This window comes from Bacillus bingmayongensis (assembly GCF_000299035.1).
In the GTDB taxonomy this organism is placed as follows: domain Bacteria; phylum Bacillota; class Bacilli; order Bacillales; family Bacillaceae_G; genus Bacillus_A; species Bacillus_A bingmayongensis.
In genome coordinates this window covers 61,274-79,265 of record NZ_JH921520.1, presented here as the reverse complement: position 1 = coordinate 79,265, position 17,992 = coordinate 61,274, and the positions used below count along the sequence as shown (strand labels likewise).

At 36.2% G+C, this 17,992-nt stretch carries 20 protein-coding genes and 3 pseudogenes; 11 read left to right on the top strand and 12 right to left on the bottom strand.

Features of this window, described 5'->3' with window-relative positions; all coding sequences use genetic code 11:
* Positions 1-144 precede the first annotated feature (144 nt).
* Together Y7E_RS0123910 and Y7E_RS0123905 are read right to left on the bottom strand one after the other, a co-directional pair.
* The gene (locus Y7E_RS0123910; protein ID WP_017153739.1) at positions 145-1,107 is read right to left on the bottom strand and encodes a metallophosphoesterase; all 963 of its coding nucleotides are present in this window, start codon (positions 1,105-1,107) and stop codon (positions 145-147) included.
* A gap of 215 nt (positions 1,108-1,322) precedes the next feature.
* Positions 1,323-1,619, bottom strand: coding sequence for a DUF3986 family protein (locus tag Y7E_RS0123905; RefSeq protein ID WP_017153738.1), 297 nt, complete (start codon positions 1,617-1,619; stop codon positions 1,323-1,325).
* 121 nt (positions 1,620-1,740) lie between these two features.
* Here Y7E_RS0123905 and Y7E_RS0123900 point away from each other — a divergent pair, with 121 nt between their 5' ends.
* From Y7E_RS0123900 to Y7E_RS0123890, 3 genes are read left to right on the top strand one after another with little or no spacing between them, the layout of a single operon-like run.
* Entirely contained in the window at positions 1,741-2,745 is a 1,005-nt protein-coding gene (locus Y7E_RS0123900) for an ABC transporter substrate-binding protein (RefSeq protein ID WP_017153737.1), read from the top strand.
* A gap of 11 nt (positions 2,746-2,756) precedes the next feature.
* Positions 2,757-3,521 (top strand): ABC transporter ATP-binding protein, encoded by a 765-nt coding sequence (locus tag Y7E_RS0123895; protein ID WP_017153736.1) that lies wholly within the window; start codon positions 2,757-2,759, stop codon positions 3,519-3,521.
* Positions 3,514-4,320 (top strand): ABC transporter permease, encoded by an 807-nt coding sequence (locus Y7E_RS0123890; protein WP_017153735.1) that lies wholly within the window; start codon positions 3,514-3,516, stop codon positions 4,318-4,320. Before Y7E_RS0123895 ends, Y7E_RS0123890 begins: the two co-directional genes overlap by 8 nt.
* A gap of 69 nt (positions 4,321-4,389) precedes the next feature.
* Here the strand turns inward: Y7E_RS0123890 and Y7E_RS0123885 are convergent, their stop codons facing one another.
* A complete protein-coding gene (locus tag Y7E_RS0123885; protein ID WP_017153734.1) occupies positions 4,390-4,617 on the bottom strand; it encodes a hypothetical protein in 228 nt (75 codons plus the stop codon).
* Positions 4,618-4,785: 168 nt separating this feature from the next.
* Positions 4,786-5,910, bottom strand: a complete 1,125-nt coding sequence (locus Y7E_RS0123880; RefSeq protein WP_017153733.1) for a hypothetical protein — start codon at positions 5,908-5,910, stop codon at positions 4,786-4,788.
* Between the two features lie 104 nt (positions 5,911-6,014).
* On the opposite strand from Y7E_RS0123880, the gene Y7E_RS0123875 reads away from it, so the two are divergent.
* Positions 6,015-6,674 carry an HAD family hydrolase gene (locus Y7E_RS0123875; RefSeq protein ID WP_017153732.1) on the top strand — a complete coding sequence of 220 codons (660 nt, stop codon included), beginning with the start codon at positions 6,015-6,017 and terminating at the stop codon, positions 6,672-6,674.
* Positions 6,675-7,001: 327 nt separating this feature from the next.
* Here Y7E_RS0123875 and mutTA read toward each other — a convergent pair whose 3' ends face one another.
* From mutTA to Y7E_RS0123855, 3 genes are all read right to left on the bottom strand, one after another.
* Positions 7,002-7,481: an antimutator 8-oxo-(dGTP/GTP)ase gene (gene mutTA, locus Y7E_RS0123870; RefSeq protein WP_017153731.1), complete on the bottom strand. Its 480-nt coding sequence runs from the start codon at positions 7,479-7,481 to the stop codon at positions 7,002-7,004.
* Positions 7,482-7,566: 85 nt separating this feature from the next.
* Positions 7,567-7,884, bottom strand: coding sequence for a hypothetical protein (locus tag Y7E_RS0123865; RefSeq protein ID WP_017153730.1), 318 nt, complete (start codon positions 7,882-7,884; stop codon positions 7,567-7,569).
* Between the two features lie 465 nt (positions 7,885-8,349).
* Positions 8,350-10,020 (bottom strand): IS200/IS605 family accessory protein TnpB-related protein, encoded by a 1,671-nt coding sequence (locus Y7E_RS0123855; protein WP_017153728.1) that lies wholly within the window; start codon positions 10,018-10,020, stop codon positions 8,350-8,352.
* 146 nt (positions 10,021-10,166) lie between these two features.
* Between Y7E_RS0123855 and Y7E_RS34905 the strand changes: the two are divergent.
* From Y7E_RS34905 to Y7E_RS0123850, 3 genes and pseudogenes are all read left to right on the top strand, one after another.
* Positions 10,167-10,238: pseudogene (locus tag Y7E_RS34905) on the top strand (YtzI protein); the annotation flags it as partial.
* A 1-nt stretch (position 10,239) separates the two neighbouring features.
* Entirely contained in the window at positions 10,240-10,440 is a 201-nt protein-coding gene (locus Y7E_RS32165) for a DUF3953 domain-containing protein (protein WP_081584750.1), read from the top strand.
* A 58-nt stretch (positions 10,441-10,498) separates the two neighbouring features.
* A complete protein-coding gene (locus Y7E_RS0123850) occupies positions 10,499-10,729 on the top strand; it encodes a DUF3953 domain-containing protein (protein ID WP_017153727.1) in 231 nt (76 codons plus the stop codon).
* A 450-nt stretch (positions 10,730-11,179) separates the two neighbouring features.
* Here Y7E_RS0123850 and uptA read toward each other — a convergent pair.
* From uptA to luxS, 3 genes and pseudogenes are all read right to left on the bottom strand, one after another.
* A pseudogene (gene uptA / locus Y7E_RS30300) lies at positions 11,180-11,784 on the bottom strand (undecaprenyl phosphate transporter UptA).
* 247 nt (positions 11,785-12,031) lie between these two features.
* A pseudogene (locus tag Y7E_RS30295) lies at positions 12,032-12,205 on the bottom strand (DMT family transporter); the annotation flags it as partial.
* Positions 12,206-12,312: 107 nt separating this feature from the next.
* On the bottom strand, positions 12,313-12,786 hold the full coding sequence (gene luxS, locus Y7E_RS0123830) for an S-ribosylhomocysteine lyase LuxS (protein ID WP_017153724.1): 474 nt from the start codon (positions 12,784-12,786) through the stop codon (positions 12,313-12,315).
* 129 nt (positions 12,787-12,915) lie between these two features.
* Between luxS and yidD the strand changes: the two genes are divergently transcribed.
* Positions 12,916-13,152 (top strand): membrane protein insertion efficiency factor YidD, encoded by a 237-nt coding sequence (gene yidD, locus Y7E_RS0123825; protein ID WP_017153723.1) that lies wholly within the window; start codon positions 12,916-12,918, stop codon positions 13,150-13,152.
* Here the strand turns inward: yidD and Y7E_RS0123820 are convergent.
* Entirely contained in the window at positions 13,149-13,712 is a 564-nt protein-coding gene (locus Y7E_RS0123820; RefSeq protein WP_017153722.1) for a beta-class carbonic anhydrase, read from the bottom strand. The two genes, yidD and Y7E_RS0123820, sit on opposite strands and share 4 nt — an antisense overlap.
* Before the next feature lie 224 nt (positions 13,713-13,936).
* Here Y7E_RS0123820 and cydA point away from each other — a divergent pair, with 224 nt between their 5' ends.
* Both cydA and cydB read left to right on the top strand, forming a co-directional pair.
* The gene (gene cydA, locus Y7E_RS0123815) at positions 13,937-15,283 is read left to right on the top strand and encodes a cytochrome ubiquinol oxidase subunit I (RefSeq protein ID WP_017153721.1); all 1,347 of its coding nucleotides are present in this window, start codon (positions 13,937-13,939) and stop codon (positions 15,281-15,283) included.
* Positions 15,273-16,301: a cytochrome d ubiquinol oxidase subunit II gene (cydB, locus tag Y7E_RS0123810; RefSeq protein WP_017153720.1), complete on the top strand. Its 1,029-nt coding sequence runs from the start codon at positions 15,273-15,275 to the stop codon at positions 16,299-16,301. The genes cydA and cydB overlap by 11 nt, the downstream gene beginning before the upstream one ends.
* Before the next feature lie 45 nt (positions 16,302-16,346).
* Here the strand turns inward: cydB and Y7E_RS0123805 are convergent, their stop codons facing one another.
* Positions 16,347-16,580 carry a spore germination protein gene (locus tag Y7E_RS0123805; RefSeq protein WP_081584749.1) on the bottom strand — a complete coding sequence of 78 codons (234 nt, stop codon included), beginning with the start codon at positions 16,578-16,580 and terminating at the stop codon, positions 16,347-16,349.
* 337 nt (positions 16,581-16,917) lie between these two features.
* Here Y7E_RS0123805 and Y7E_RS0123800 point away from each other — a divergent pair, with 337 nt between their 5' ends.
* Positions 16,918-17,952 (top strand): YdcF family protein, encoded by a 1,035-nt coding sequence (locus Y7E_RS0123800; protein ID WP_017153718.1) that lies wholly within the window; start codon positions 16,918-16,920, stop codon positions 17,950-17,952.
* Positions 17,953-17,992: the final 40 nt, after the last annotated feature.

Below are 17,992 nucleotides of genomic sequence, written 5' to 3'. Positions count from 1 at the left end.
CAAAAATCCTCCTATGTATCTGGTAAAAATAACGAACTTATTTAAGATAACAGATATAAGGAGATAAAATTGTCATAATTTGTCGTATTTGTACTGAATTACATCTAGTCTCTATTTTTAATAACTTCGTAAACAGTAAACATACTATCTTTTCCCATGACTGCTCGTTCTCTTTAACGAAAAAACAGAAAGTTCCGGCTTGCTTAAAAACCGTACCGGCATTCTAGTCGTACCAATACCACGATTCACATACAACTGTAATGGCTCACTCTTTCCTTCCAATGAATAAAGCCCTTCTACATATTTATTTGCTAATGAAGTAGTAATGATAGGACCTATGAACGGGAGCTGTACTTGTCCACCATGACTATGACCAGATATTTGAAGGTCCACTGGATATTCAAATATCTGGTCTACAGCATCCGGTTCATGCACTAATAGTAAGTTAAAATCCTCTGTTCTAAGATGCTGAAGAGTAGGCTGAACTTTTGGTTTTCCAAGTAAAAAATCGTCAAGACCAGAAATTGTAATGTAATCACCATTGGCAGCCTTAACCTTTTTCATTTCATTATTCAAAACAGTAAAACCAGCCTTCTCCATATAATTTTTGTATAAATGACCGCCTCCACCACCCCGGTCATGATTGCCAAATACAGCATATTTACCAAGAGGTGCTCGAATTTGAGCTAGAATGGTTTGTGATTGTGCCCTTTCTGCAGTATACTCTCCAAATTTGTCTATTAAATCACCTGTAAAAACTACAATATCAGGTTTTAGCTTATTGATTTTATCTACTAACATTTGTTGCTGTTTATGAGGAAAATTTGGTCCAAAATGCGTGTCTGAAAACTGTACGATTTTCACACCATGAAAACCTTCTGGAATATTTGGATTCTCAATATCATTCCATGTGACTGACAATGAATTCGTTTCAAAATGAAAAGCATATATATAAATTGTTATCGGAAGAATGAATAGTATGAGAGAAATGATACCTATTCTTCTAAACCGCAATAAGGAAGTACCCCCTTTGACTTGTTCCAAAGAAGGTATTTCCTCGTTCAAATCCATTCTATTTATTTTGGAGTGTTCTAAGTTCGCTTTCATATGTTCACCTCTAAATTTATCTTCCTAAAAAGATACTATTTAAAGACTGTTGTAGCATTTCAATGTTACAAACGTATGTCTTTTTGAAAATTGAGGTGAACATACTCAACTTCATTCTACAAAGTAAAACTTTAGTCGGCGGGGGTCTTACTGCCCATTAATGCGGGGGAAATCCTGCTACAGAGATAAATAACAAAACAAGAAAGTCGATCAACCTATTTCTGTACCACTTTCTCTAATATACGATGCTCCAAAAGCCATTCTTCAAACTTAGCACTTCCAAATTCCCAGCTTAGGTCATTAGCCTGTATGGAAAATACGTAATACCCTGAGTGTTCATCCATATATGTCTCTTCCTGCACCCCAATCAGCGGAATCTCATAAAACGCAAAGTTAAAAAAGACATCCCACACATCTTCATGTTTTCTTTTATAAGCAATCGATTCCACATCATACTCATCTCCAAAATAATCAAGATGTAAATGCAGGCTATCATCATATTCATACTTCATTTTTATCACCCCTTATATTTGTACTTCTTTATCATCCAAAAAATTCCTCCTATGTCCACTCACATCTAGGCACTTCCTTCCATATTATAGCAGTAGATTCATTTCTAGGAGGTGTCACGTATTGAAAAAATTCATAGCTGTTTTTTGTATACTTGTACTTACTGTTTTTACATTTGTGGCGTGTAGTAAAAAAGACGACGCTAAGCAGAAGACGCAAAAGATTCGCATCGGTGAAGTTACACATTCTCTCTTCTATGCCCCGCTCTATGTTGGGATCGAAAAAGGATTCTTTAAAGATGAAGGAATAGATATTGACCTGCAAACGACAGCTGGTGGAGATAAAACGATGACCGCGCTGTTATCTGGTGGAATTGAAATTGCACTTGTCGGTTCTGAAACATCCATTTATGTTCATCAGCAAGGAGCAAAAGATCCGGTTATTAACTTTGCACAGCTCACGCAAACTGATGGTACATTTTTAGTTTCACGTAAAAAGTTAGATTCCTTTAATTGGAACGATGTGAAGGACGTTACTTTCCTTGGTCAACGTAAGGGCGGTATGCCGCAAATGGTTGGAGAATACGTTTTGAAGAAAAATGGTATTGATCCGCACAAGGATACAAATTTAATTCAAAATATCGAGTTCGCGAATATCGCTAATGCCTTCGCATCTGGTACAGGGGAATTTGTACAGCTGTTTGAACCAACCGCAAGCATTTTTGAAAAAGAGGGAAAGGGCTATATCGTCGCTTCTTTCGGTGCTGAATCTGGAACTGTTCCATATACAACATTTATGGCAAAAGAAAGCTTTTTAAAGAAAGACAAAGTAGCAGCGGAGAAATTCACACGTGCATTATATAAAGCACAGCAATGGGTAGATACACATAGTCCTGAAGAAATTGCCGAGGCTGTTACACCACTTTTTAAAGATACTTCAAAAGATATTACGGTAAAAGTAATCGAGCGTTACAAAAAACAACATTCCTATGCGACGAATCCATTATTAGACGCGGAAGAATGGAAGCAACTGCAAACGATTATAAAAGAAGCTGGAGAACTACAAAAAGAAGTTCCACATGAGGCGCTCGTCAATACAAAAATTGCCGAAAGCGTTATTAAGAAATAGAGGCGAATACGATGAGTTTCTTACAAATATCTCATGTTTCACAATGCTTTTTTTCAAAGGAAAATGCTCGGCTCGTCCTCGAAAATATTAACTTACACGTAGATGAAGGAGAATTCATCTCCTTTCTCGGTCCAAGTGGCTGCGGTAAAACAACGCTTCTTTCTATTATCGCGGGACTGTTAAAACCAATTGAAGGCACTGTCTTTTTAGATGATGAGCCAGTAATAAAATCAACATCAAAAATGGGCTATATGCTTCAGCAAGATTACTTGTTCCCTTGGAAAACGATTGAAGAAAATATCATGCTTGGGCTGCACATTACAAAAACATATGGGGAGGAAACGAAAGAACATACATTACAACTTTTAAAGCAAGTCGGACTACAAGGTGTAGAAAAGCAATCCCCTCATGAATTATCCGGTGGTATGCGCCAGCGTGCAGCACTCGTTCGTACACTCGCAACAAATCCAAAAATCCTTTTGCTTGATGAACCATTTTCAGCTCTTGATTATCAAACGAAATTAAATTTAGAGGATCTCGTATTTTCTTTATTGCACAAGTATAAGAAAACTTCCCTTCTCGTCACACATGACATTGAAGAAGCAATTGCAATGAGTGATCGTATTTGCTTGCTTCAAGCAAACCCTGGTAAAATTGCCAAAACATTCACCGTACCAGAAAGCATCCGTTCTTTACCACCGTTAAAAGCAAGACACCATCCTGAATTTCCATCTCTTTTCCAAGCCATATGGAAGGAGCTGGAGAACCTTGGATAATATAAAGCAATTACATGAACAATTTCGAAAAAAAGAACGCCAGCGCACTTGGACAGCTGCCTCTTTACAATTATTACTTCTCATTCTCTTCTTTGCATTATGGGAAATCTCTAGTAAACAGGAGTGGATCGATCCTTTACTTTTCAGCTCTCCTTCAAGTATTTGGGAGTTGTTTTTAAGTAAATGGGGAGATGGATCACTTTGGATTCACATATGGACGACACTGCTTGAAACGGGTATTGGTTTTATTCTAGGTACAGTGCTCGGGACAATCATCGCAACCGTTCTTTGGTGGATACCTCTTATCGCTCGCGTATTAGACCCATACCTTGTTGTGCTCAATGCGATGCCGAAAGTAGCGCTTGGTCCGATTATTATCGTTATTTTCGGCCCAAACATTTCCTCTTCAATCGCAATGGGAGTCATTATTTCTATCATCATCACCATTCTTGTTATTTACAGTGCATTTCAAGAAGTTGATTCTAATTATATAAAAGTAATGGATACGTTCGGTGCAAATAAATGGCAATGTTATAAACAAGTTATTTTACCGTCTTCCTTTCCCGCTATCATTTCAACTTTAAAAGTAAACGTTGGATTATCATGGGTTGGTGTTATTTTCGGGGAACTGCTCGTTTCAAAACAAGGACTCGGTTATTTAATTAGCTACGGATTCCAAGTGTTTAACTTTACGCTCGTACTACTGAGTGTGTTACTGACATGTGTCCTCGCTACTCTTATGTATGTGTTTGTTGAAGGATTTGAGAAATTAATTGTAGGGAAAAGAAAAAGAAGCTGACTCCAAACAATATGCCGGGGTCAGCTCTTTCTTCTTTTTCAAATTGTATTAATACGTATACAATAAAATTTATTTTGAATCACATACTTTTGTATCGTTAATTACAGTACTCCCTTGAATCGTGACCGTATGAAAACAATCTTTCACACGTACCTTTACAATATTATCTTGTCGATCTATAACATGATACTCACTAAATTGTTTATCTAGCGCTGTGCGAATTTGTTCTCCTTCGAAAATCGGAACCCCATGCGACATTACCCAAATAAGGCCAGCAATAGCAAGAATGGTTTTCATACGATCTACCTCCTTGAGAATAAATTCATTACATCTCTACTATGTATATTCTAGTTGTGTCAATTTTGTGACAAATTCCTTTTCATACCTATTCTATTTGAAAATTCTAGTTCCTTCTTCTATATAAAAAAAGCAACCTCATTATATTTTGATTGCTTTTACTACTGTTTATTCTTCTACTTTTTGCGAAATTTCATATAACCCAGATAACACTTCCGCTCTCATTTTTACGAGCTCAGGGAACTGATAGAAGAACGCGATTTTTTTATACTTCAACTCTGTTCCTTCCTTCACTTTCTTTGAATCTTGTAAAATAAATGCTGTAAATGTATCTGCAATATCTTCCGCTACATTCGTTGTCCCGTACTCGGAAACGAATTGATCATGCTTCTCTTCGAAAAATTGTATTTGTGCATCTTCATTTATTTCAATTTGCTTTTCTTTCCATTCACTTTCAATTGATTTCCAGAAAGAATCATAGAATTTGTTAATATACGAATCCGCTTTCGCACACCCTTCTTGTAGGAAAAGATTTTTACAATTATTTTGATAAGAAGAAACATCTTTCTCCTCTTCAAACGCCTTTACATACTTTTCATCTACTGGAATTTGTTTATCACTAAGCGTTAATACATGAGCCGTCTCATGTATTAACGTCTTCATCACTTCATCTATATTCACACCTGAATCAAGCGTATCTAAACCTAACACCCAATCTTTCGGATTCTCCATACTAGGAGTCACATGAGCAACAATCCCATCATATCCATCTGTCACAATATCAAACTCTTTTATATTCTCTCGATACTTAGGCGGAATTAACGTACGATAAATTTCCCATAGCGTTTCATGATAATCCTTATCCTCATGTTGCTCAATTATTTCTTCCTTCGCTTCTTTATCATCGGCAAACACTTTATTTAAACGTTTTTTATCCAGTTTTTCAAAATAAGGATCTATGATGTCTTCCTTATCAATATAATAAGATGCTAAAAAGAAATAGTTTTCATCATCATCTTTCTTTTTTTCAGCTTCCCTAATACTTTCTATCTTTCCGGAATTCTCTTCCGTACTTTCTTCCAATTCCTCTATATTTCCTTCTGGTTCTTCCAGCTGAGATAGACTCTCCATTTTCTTATATACTTTCTGAACCATGTCATCTCCAAGTTTCGTACAATCATCTTCGGCTTTGCATATATCTTTCTTTTCGGCAACTTTTACCTCTTTACTGCATCCTGCCGCAAAACCAATTGCTAAAATTAAACATAATAACTTTCCACAAAATTTCCCCATATAAACCTCCAGCGTTCCATTCTACAAACATATCATAATCATTTTTTTAGAAATATGCGATAATTATTTTGATAGAGTTTACCATTTTCTTAGGAGGGACTATTATGATACGCGCAGTACTGTTCGATTTAGATGGAACACTATTAGATAGACGTCGTTCTTTGCAGCATTTTATTAAGGATCAATATGATCGTTATGCTCATCATTTTACCGAGATAAACAAAGTTGAATACTGTTCTCGTTTTATTGAGCTCGATAATAACGGCTACACGTGGAAAGATAAAGTATATACTACCTTGCTCAAAGAATATAACATTACAACTCTAACAGCCGAACAGCTCTTGCATGACTACGTGATAGGATTTGCAAACCACTGCATTCCTTTTCCTAATATGCATGAATTACTACAGCAATTACAAAACAAAAATATTAAAGTAGGAATTATCACAAATGGCATGACTGAATTTCAAATGAATAATATTCGCGCTTTACAACTACATACTTATACAAATACAATTCTCGTTTCTGAAGCAGAAGGCATTAAGAAACCTCATTCAGCTATCTTTGAACGCGCCCTCCAGAGATTAAATGTGAAACCTAATGAATGTATATATGTGGGGGATCATCCAGAAAATGATGTAATAGGAGCTGAGAATGCTGGTATAACTGCTGTTTGGAAGAAGAATTCATTTTGGGGGGATTTTGAACATTCTCATGTGGCTCGGGATTTGCTTGAGGTACTTTCATTTGTAAAACTTGAATAACCCATATTTTATCATTTTTTTCATACTAATATAAAGTGAATATGTCTTATTCAAAAGGAGGCATCATGGACAATTTCTGAAACATGCTGACAACGTTTCTTATTTTTCTTAAAACAAATTTCGCCATTTCTAATAATAGTCACTGTGTTATTGAATTTTTTATATTCCCACAATCTTCTCACATTACTTCAAAGAATTTCACTATTTTCGTTTTCTTTGTCTTTTGTTTTGCGTAAAGAAAGAAAAATTTTGTTTGAGATCCTATCTTGTATCTTTGCCTTTTCTCTCATTCGTTTTATTCTCTAAACAAAAAAGAAACCGACTCCTTTACTTCGTAAAACAGCCGGTTTCTTCTATATGTTTCATCGTACGTGCTAATACATCATCACGCATAATAAAGCTAAATTTCCTATCAGTTTTGATGTTATCAGGGATTTCTTTTAATAGAACAGACCCTTTTGTCTCTTCATAGTGCGTATGTTGTTCAACCGCACTAATTGTTGCAAAATAAATGTTTTTAATGATTATTTTGTCTTTTCCAGATACTTTGTATTGTCCTAAGTAAGTTAAATCAGAAACAATGCCGCCGGTTTCTTCATGAACCTCTCGAACTGCCGCTTCTTCCGGTGTTTCCCCAATTTCTACTTTACCACCTGGAAATTCAAGACCGCGGCGTAAATGATGCGTTAATAACCATTGATCCCCGTACCGGCATACAACCCAAACATGCTTTGGCTCAGGAGAAAATGGGTAACGTTCAAACGATAATTGTACAGTGTTGTGGTAATAATCTTTAAATTTGTACATGCCATTACTCCCCTATTGATGGTTACAAGTTTTTCCTACCACAAATTGTAGCACAATTCTTATTCATATGCATAATGTTATCCAACTATAATCCATTGATTATTCCCATTTGCGCGACTAATTCTTTCGTTTCATGATTCCCTAGATCATAAATCATCTGATATGCTTTCTGTAGCTGTTCGTCATAACGATCATTATTCGAATCATGGTGATACTCAACATATGGAACGTGAGAACGTACAAACGAACCAAGATCTTCACGATACGCTTGATCGAAATACTCCCGAAGCTGAATGATTTCCTCATCCGTTGCATAAATCTCAAAACTATATGTATCTGCCGTTTTCACTTGCGAAATTTGACCATTCCCTACTGATATATAGTAAGTTTTCTTATTATCCATATAACGCCCTTCTTTCACCCTTTTAATTTCTATTGTTTTCAACAATTACAAAATTATGTAAAACGAGTTGGATTTGATGGTAAACTGAAGAAAAGGAGGATTATGGATGATTAAAATCTTAATAATTGGGATCATTATTGTCGTTCTCGTATTAGTACTCTCTGTGCTAACTATTATTGAACTACCCCCACCTACCTCTACATGAGCTTGAGGTAGGGGATTCTACTGTTTCTGCCGAAACAAAAACACTTCCTCTCGTTCAACAAAGAGGATACAACGATATAGAAATTCAGTAGTGTCCTTAGGCAAGACGACCTCTTTCTCTCTTCCGAGGAAAACAGAAAAGGTACAGCTACTTTCTTCCTCTATCGAGGCGAAGAACACCATGCCATGCATCCAGTTCCTAGACCTGTTATCTGCTCTGGTGACAAGCGTAAGAGACTGGGACCAGGGATTCTTTTTTCATTACGCCAACAGTTTTGCTAGTTTTTTCTTTTCATTTTCAAATAAGTCTAATCGCTCGATTTGTAATGCCTCTTCCGGCTGATTTACATGATATAACTGATAGAAATGATGCGTACGAATATCCAATCGATTGTTTAATTGATGCCAATGGCTCCAGTGGTGCGCTTCTTTCTTTGGAATATAAGGCTGAAGCACCTGAGGCACTTTCTCTTTGTATCCTAATCCACGACGACCAATTGTAAAGGCGGCCGATTGATGGATTGAGATCCCTAATTTCCGCATATATTTCATCTTCCCTGAAATCGAAGTGTACGCTGGATTGACTTGAAAGACAGCCACGCCCCTTTTATCCGCGCGACCCAGAATCGCGTCTGTCATCTTCTGATAAGCGAACAAACTCTTCATTCGATTCGCTCGCTTACTTCCGTACCGATCACCTGCCCTTGATTGCATGGTATCTAACTTCTCGATTACAATCGGCTTGTTATACTGATGCGCAAGATCAACTAAGCGAATCACTTCTCCTTCGATTATCTTTGTGATTTGACCAGTGGATTTCCCTATAATAGAAAAACGGAAGGAACCACTTCCTTTATCATTTCCATCCTTGGTTACATTCGCCCAAGCAAAATGATCTAGATTGCAATCTATACCAATCACACCATCCGCTTTACTGTAGTTTGTGTGAGGGTTTTCCGGTACATCGACTAAGCATTTCACAATGTAATACTCTCCATAGTCTTCAACAGACCACGCAATCGGTTTGCCATGTTTTTTCTTATTCTTACACTGTAATTGGTTTGTGATTACTTCCTCCATGATTTCTTGCCCATACGGGAATGTGACAGCTGAAAACATAACCTGTTTTCCTGTACTTGTCGCCATCCATAATTCCTGATTCTGGGTAACATACTGAAACACAAAATTTCCGTGTTTGGCATCTTTACAACCAGATAGAATGAGTTGTTTATTTCGAGCACGGGAAAATAACGCTTTCCATTTGTCATGATTATGTATAAATTCATCGATTGTAAATTGAGATCGAAACAGTTTTTTACTTCCAAATACTGCGCTTGGAATATTCGTTTGATAAGATGAAAGTTTTTGCGTTAAACGGTATTGCCGGTGGGTTAGAAGTCCGATTTTCGCCTGAATTCTTTTGATTTGAACATCTAAGTATTGGTGTTCAAATAGATATTCATTTAGCCAAATCAAGGTTTCTTTTTTACGAGATAAGGAGATGAGGTTGTTGTGCTTCGCAAAGCGGGTGTTTTTCGGAAATGTCAGCTTTCCTTTCACACAACTTTGTTTGATTTTACGAAGAGTTGTTAGTTTTGTCCGTTCTTGTTTCAACTTTTTCTTGAGTTTGGTGAGTTTCTCTTGCTCTTGATTTTCATATATTTGTTGAGACTCCATTAAACCTGTAAACAACGCCTTTGCTTCTTGCACCGCGCTGTTTGCATAGTAATCAGTCAATTGATATTTCCGCTTGAGAACAAGATGAAGACTATCTGTATGTATCTTACGGTTCCAACGTTTTTCTCGAACGATTGTTTGAAATGCAAAACGTTTCGCCCGATTAAATGTTTCGATTGTCTTTATCAATATATCTACCATTTCATACGGCATATCTCTTTTATAGATTCGTTTCGAAAAATACGCTTTCTTCACCTTTTCTCACCTCATTTTGTTTGATAAGACAATTATACAACAAAAAAGAACATACGTTCCGAAAAATAATTTCCCTTTAAAAAGAAAAAACCGATTCATCCCCCACTTTCACTTCGTTTAGAGGAGGGGGTCTTCTCGGTTAAAATAATAAAGGATACTCATACAAACATTCGGTGGATAAACCAGAGGATAATCCTTATAAGAAGGCAAATAAATAATATGCTACGAATACTACGCATTTTAACTGCTTTGACTGTCGTTATTTTATCCTCTTACAGCCTACTTACAGATAGCTATTCATTTCTTACACTTTCACAATTTTTCATAGGACTCTTATTCTTCATAATCGCGGTTGAACAAATAAAAAAGCATAATAAGAGTACTGGTTTTACCTGCATTGTTGTAGGGGTTTTCGTGTAGGTTGTTCTCATTTTAAAGTATGTCCTGTAACAAGCATTCTCTTACGGAGGGATATAACATGCTAAAAATAGTTCGGATTACATTCGCACTCATTGCATTAGCTTTATCTATCTATGGCCTGATCACAGATAACAGAATCATTATGCCCTACATGTTCATCGCTTTAGGATTCATGGCTTTTGCTATGAGTATTGAAGAACTGAACAAACAAAGGAAAACAGGTGGAGCAATCTGTTTCTTAGCTGGAACCGGAGCTTTATTCCTCGCTATATCAGATTTACTCCGCTAGCATGCACTTTCAAAGGAGGAATACAATGTTAACTGGATTACGTGTTTTCAGTTTTCTCACACTCGCCCTTTGTATATATTATCTTTCTACCAATACTGTCTCACTAATCCCTTACATACAACTTTCTTTTACTTGTATGTTTATCCTCATGAGGATTAATGAAATAAAAGCTGAGCGAAAGTCAATGAGCATTCCGTATTTTGGTATTGCTTGTCTTATGTTCTTCATTATGATATCAAAATTTACCATTCTCTCAATAAAACATTAATTTAACATAGAACATACTTGAACTAAGAAAAAGGCTATATCCCTACATACTGTAGAAATATAGCCTTTTTGACTTGAAGCAAACTGTTTACATATGTAACAACATCTTTTACTAACATAAAACACTTCTCGATAGTCAAAAGAAGAGAGACCGTACTTAAACTGTCTTTTTCATATAGATTACTAACCACGTCGTTTCATAATTTTTTTTACAATGAAATAGACAACAGCAATACCCACTGCAGCTATAGCGAAATATTTAACATAAGGTCCTGCTACTTCATTGATATTCTCCCATCTTCCCCCCAGTTTCCACCCTAAATATACAAATAAAGTTGACCATGGAATGATCGCAAGCGTAGTAAGGGTAATAAACCGTGCATGCGACATTTTAGTAATCCCTGCAGGTATTGAAATCGCATGGCGTACAAAAGGAATAAAGCGCGCTGTAAAAATAACACCAGTCCCATAGCGATTAAACCATGCTTCTGCATGATCAATATGCTTTTTCTGAATGAAAATGTACTTCCCATAACGTTCAAGTACTGGTCTGCCTCCATAACGACCTATCCAATAAATAAATAAATAAATAACTGCGCTATAACACCACCAATTGTACCGAATACAATAGCACCAAAAAATGATATACTTCCTGATGATACTAAATATCCTGCGTAAGCTAATACAATTTCACTTGGAACGATTTCAATCATGAGTCCAAGCATAACGCCCCAATAGCCCAGTCCTTCTAAAAAGACTAAAATTGAATGAATTAGATTCCCCAACATCTTAACTACACCATCCATTTATAAAGTTTCAAACATACTAAAAAATAAAGAGACGCCTTATTTAAGCCAACCCTTTATTTTACATAATATATAAATTTTTCATAGTAAAATAATGAGCATGTCCTTCCTATAATCCTAGTCTTTCTTAATATCCTTCTGTTGTTCGTAGTACAGACAACAAAATAATAGTATATTTATTTTGTTGTCTAAAACATTATTTAAGCGAAGCAACAAGAAATATTAAACATCAACTCAATAACCTGAGACTAGCGATTGTTCCCATAATGCCGATGATACAAAATATTCGAAATGTATTTTTCGGTTCACGAAAGAATACAATACCGACAATCGCTGCTCCTAATGTCCCAATTCCAGTCCATACCGCATATGCTGTCGATAGTTGAATATCTCGCAGAGACATTCAAGACTCTTTACAAAGTACAAGCAAAGATATTATCTCTCACCTAGAAAACTACATTCTTACTAAAAGTAAAAAAGCTGCCTTTTCACAGGCAGCTTTTTTATCTATTAACCAAATACTTTCTCAAGCTCATCTTTATCTTGGCTTAACCAGAAATTCATTAAGCGTTTTGCCCCTTCTAAATCATGAAGCTTCGCTTGACCACACTGCGTTTCGTTTGCAGCTGGAATTTCTGTAATTTGAACCGCATCTTTTAATGTAAGCTCTAATAAATCAATGACTTCACGAACAGTTGGTGTTCCGCTTACAACAAGATAATATCCTGTTTGGCAACCCATTGGTGAAATATCGATAATATCAAAATGTGGATAACGATTAATATATTTACGTAAATTAAATGCTAATAAATGTTCTAACGTATGAATGACATCTGGTTTCATCGCTTGTTTATTTGGTTGGCAAAAACGAATATCGAATTTATTAACAATACCGTCACTACCTACTTTATGAACACCACAATGTCTTACATAAGGTGCCTTTACAATCGTATGGTCTAATTCAAAGCTTTCTACTGATGGCATAAAACATCTCTCCCGCTTTAATTTTAATTCCGTTATATCCAATATGATATAACGGAAATTCGAATTAGTAAAGTATTATGTATAGCCCGTGCTATAATACTAGAAGAATATGCTGAAAAGGAGACCGTTATGAAACAGATTTTTATCGGAATCATACGCTTTTATCAAAAGTTTATTTCCCCGATGACACCACCTACATGCCGTTTTTATCCATCATGCTCAAGTTATGGATTAGAAGCATTTCAGAAGCACGGTGCTTTCAAAGGATTCTGGCTCACACTAATACGCATATTAAAATGTCATCCTTTTCATCCAGGAGGATTTGATCCAGTCCCAGATAAAAAGGATGACAAAGTAAACTCTTAAGCTTCGTAGCCGTTCACAACTAAATCTAATTTTCCTGTATCAGGATGGATCACAAGACCATGAACAGGTACTTCTGTTGGAAGTAATGGATGGTTACGAAGTACTGACACGCTATGCTCTACACTTTCTTCCACACTTGAGAATCCTTGTAAGAATTTCTCTAAATCGATTCCAGAATAACGAAGTGTATCTAATTTTTCTTCTGTTACGCCACGCTCTTTCATCTTTTCAATTGTACTGCTTGCCTGTATTTTTGCCATACCACAATCATGGTGACCAACAACACATACTTCATCTGCACCAAGGTCATATACAGCAACTAAAATACTACGCATAATACTTCCAAACGGATGTGAAATAACAGCGCCCGCTACTTTAATAATTTTCACATCACCATTACGCATATTCATTGCTTTTGGTAATAGTTCAACAAGACGTGTATCCATACAAGAGATAATTACCATCTTTTTATTTGGAAATTTTCCTGTCTCATACTCTTCGTATTTTTTCTCTTCAACAAATTTTTCATTATACTGCAAAATTTCTTCTAATGACTTCATAGTAAAAAGACCCTCTTTTCTCTCATTTAGACTACGTACTAATTGTACCAAAATCAAAAAAATACCAAAAGGATATTACTTTATTGCAAATATATAATTTTTCAGACAATCGACATAATTCTTTCAAAATATACACACAGCTCTGTAACAACCCCCACATGCTCCTCCCATATTTTCACTATAAACTGGATGTAGATAATGTTAAAAAGGAGTGAAACTTTATTATGTCCGACGTTCTGTTACTGAGTCGTTTTCAATTTGCAATTACTATCTTTTATCACTTTTTGTTTGTACCTTTGACAATCGGACTTGTTATTTTAGTAGCATGTATGGAAACACAATATGCACGCACATTAAATCCAACGTATCGAAAAATGGCGAATTTCTGGGGTAAGCTATTTACGATCAACTTCGTAATGGGTATCATAACCGGTATTACAATGGAGTTCCAATTCGGGACAAACTGGTCAGAGTACTCGAAATATATGGGTGATATTTTCGGATCACCACTCGCAATCGAAGCACTTGTTGCTTTCTTCTTAGAATCTACCTTCATGGGAATTTGGTTGTTCGGTAAAGATAAAATCTCACCAAAGTTCCGTGCTTTTTGTATGTGGATGGTTGCGCTTGGAACAAATATTTCCGCGCTTTGGATCATTACGGCAAACGGCTTTATGCAAAATCCTGTTGGCTACGTAGTACGTAACGGCCGTGCTGAATTAAATGATTTCTGGGCACTTGTTACCAACCCATATGCATGGCACATCTTCTTCCATACAGTTGTTGGCTGTTATATCGTTGGTTCTTTCTTCGTTATGGCAATTAGTGCGTATCATTTATTACGTAAAAACGATGTGGAGTTCTTTAAAAAATCATTTAAGTTTGGTTTAGTTTTAGGATTATTAGCGGCAACTGCCACACCTTTCATCGGTCACCAATCCGGTGCATTCGCTGCAAAAATGCAACCTGCAAAAGGTGCTGCGATGGAAGCAGTTTGGGAAACTGGTAAAGGTCAAGGCTTCTCAATCATCCAAATTCCCGATGTGAAGAATGAGGAGAACTTTGAATTATTAACAATCCCAAAACTCGGTAGCTTCTTCTATACAAACTCATTTGATGGAGAGATTGTTGGCTTGAAAGATATTCCGAAAGAAGATCGTCCGAACGTAAACCTTGTTTACTATAGCTTCCGCTTAATGGTTGCACTTGGCGTATTCTTCATGGCATTAACTTGGTTTGGCTTCTATTTAAACCGAAAAGGAAAACTAGAAAACTCAAAACGTTTCTTAAAAATTACAATGTGGTCTGTCTTACTTCCATATGTTGCGATTAACGCTGGATGGATCGTTGCTGAAGCAGGTCGCCAGCCATGGACAGTATACAAATTGATGCGTACAGCTGAAGCTGTTTCACCAATTTCCGTCCCACAAATTTGGTTCTCATTAATTAGTTTAGTATTGTTCTACACATTGCTCTTAATCGCAGATGTATATTTAATGCTGAAGTTCGCGAAAAAAGGACCTGCAGCATTAGAAGAACCTACTAAGGGAGGTGCCGCTCATGTCTCATGATATGCTTGCAGTCATTTGGTTTGGTTTATGGGGCGTGATTTGGACAGTTTACTTTATTCTCGATGGTTATGCACTCGGCAACGGAATGATTTTCCCGTTCGTTACGAAAGATCGGAAAGAACGAAATCAAATGCAAGAGGCAATTGGTCCGTTCTGGGGCGGTAACGAAGTATGGTTAATTACAGCGGGCGGTGCAACATTCGCTGCCTTCCCAATCACATATGCAAATATGTTTAGCTACTTATATACACCATTATTTTTAGTATTACTTGCTCTTTTTGCTCGTGCAGCAGGGCTTGAATTTATGCACAAAGATGATTCACCAATTTGGCAAAGCACTTGTAAATGGGCATTTGCAATTGGTAGCTTCCTCATCGCCTTCTTATTCGGTGTTACATTTGCAAACCTGTACTACGGTCTGCAAATCGGAAAAGACGGCTACGAAGGAACATTATTCAGCTTATTAAATCATTACGGTATTTTAGGTGGTCTCTTCTTCACTGCAATCTTTGTCGTATCCGGTTCACTTTGGGTCATGATTAAAACATCTGGTGAAGTATCAGACCGTGCTTATAAAATTGCAAAACCATTTTCAATGGCAGCTGCGATCATTTTAGCCATCTTCTATGTGGCAACTGCAAACCGTACAAACTTATTCCAAAACTTTACGGAATATCCTGTACTGTTCATTCTTCCGGCGCTTGCGATGCTAATGAGCGTGCTAGCAATTATTATGGTTTACAAACATAAAATTGCTCTTGCATTCACATTTGTCTGCCTAACAATCGCTATGTTTATGACAACTGGTTTTGCGGGTATGTTTCCAAGAATGTTGCCATCACGTATTAACGATGCATATAGTACAACGTTATACCAAGCAGCAGGCAGTGAATTAAACTTAAAAATTATGTTCTTCGTCGCAATGGTAATGGTACCAATCGTTATCGGATATCAATTATGGAGCTATACAATCTTTAAAGAGAAAATTCATAAAGACTCTGCTAAAGGGTATCACTAAAATGAAAAAGACACTCAAAGCGAGTGTCTTTTTTTCCTTTCAAGCTTATAATGTAAATTGTATCCCTTGATCATTCACATCTTTATCACACACATCTGTCGCACTAATTCCATTAAAGGCTCTCACAGCAAACCCTGTATTAGACGATCCAGAGCCGCTATATGATTTTTCTTCCACTATCGGACGTACATTGTATTTATCCCCTAGATTAAGTGATCCATTACAGTTTTCAATTATTACACCATCAATAACAGCAGGCATCATATCACTCACTTTCATTATGTTATTTTCAGTTTATGAAAAGAGCCTAAAAAAATAGCATGTTTACCGCAAAAAAGAAAAAACACTCACACAAATACCTTCCTCTTATTTAAACACTTTAAATAATTCATATATACGAAACAGAAGAACACAGACCGTTCTCCTACTCGAAAATAATTTTCACATTGTAAATAAAAGTTTCTTAAAACATTTTCCTTTTCATATAGCTCCTTGGATACAATTCACTCTATCCGAATAATATTCTGAATACTTTTTCTTCTAATCACATTCTTTTTCATCATGTAATATATTTACGTGTGACAAAAATCTATAAAAATCGGGGTGTATCATATTTATGATTTTTGGAATTATTCCTCTTATCTTATTCATTATTTTTCTCTATTTTTACTTAAAAGACCCAAGAAGAATCATAAATGGCCTTTTATTTAACGCATTTTTCTGTTCATTTCTTCTTTTTTGTCTGATTGCATCTTTCCAATCAGGTAATGAAAATTTACATTTCATGGTTGCTATACCGTTTTTAGTTTTTTTCTTTATGCTCCCTTTTGGTATAGTCGCTTTAATCGTTGGATTGTTTCTTAATGCTAAAACACTGATGAAAAAAGAAGGACGACGCTTTTCTAATTGCTTAACTCTCATTTTAGGTATATTTATTTTATTATATATACTATTGCCTATTTTTAGCCCGGCAAGCTTGTTTTCTTCTCACTTTCAACCTATATTCGGTGCAATATCTCTTATTATCGTATACTTCTTTATACATGTTTCAAACTTCTTAACAGCTTATTTCCTTTATCAATTTAATAGACCAAGACGTAATCAAGATTTTATTATCGTGCTTGGCAGTGGATTGATTAATGATAAAGTGCCACCACTTTTAGCAAGCCGAATTAATAAGGCCATTGATTTCTACTGGAAGCAAGCAGCTGTTTCTTCTCCGCCTACAATCATTTTTTCTGGTGGACAAGGACCCGATGAAAATCTTCCTGAAGCTGAAGCTATGCAAAAGTATGCTGTTGAAAAGGGAATTCCGATTGAGCATACGGTGCAGGAAAATCGTTCCGTCAATACGTATCAAAATATGCTTTTCTCAAAACAAATTATGGATTCGTTAAAACCAGATAGCAATTATAATAGTATCTTTACAACAAACAATTTCCACTTGTTCCGCGCCGGTTTATATGCAAAACTAGCTGGCCTTAATAGCCAAGGAATTGGCTCAAAAACAGCTTTCTATTACTGGCCAAATGCAATGATTCGAGAGTATATTGCAATCGTTGTGATGGGACGTAAGCGTCATATGAAAGTAGTCGGCGTTATTTTAGGATTCGCTGTCTTCTTATCGGCCCTTAGCTTTTTATTTAGTTAATTTATACCGGAAAAGCCCTCCTTGCGAAAGTGGTGTTAGC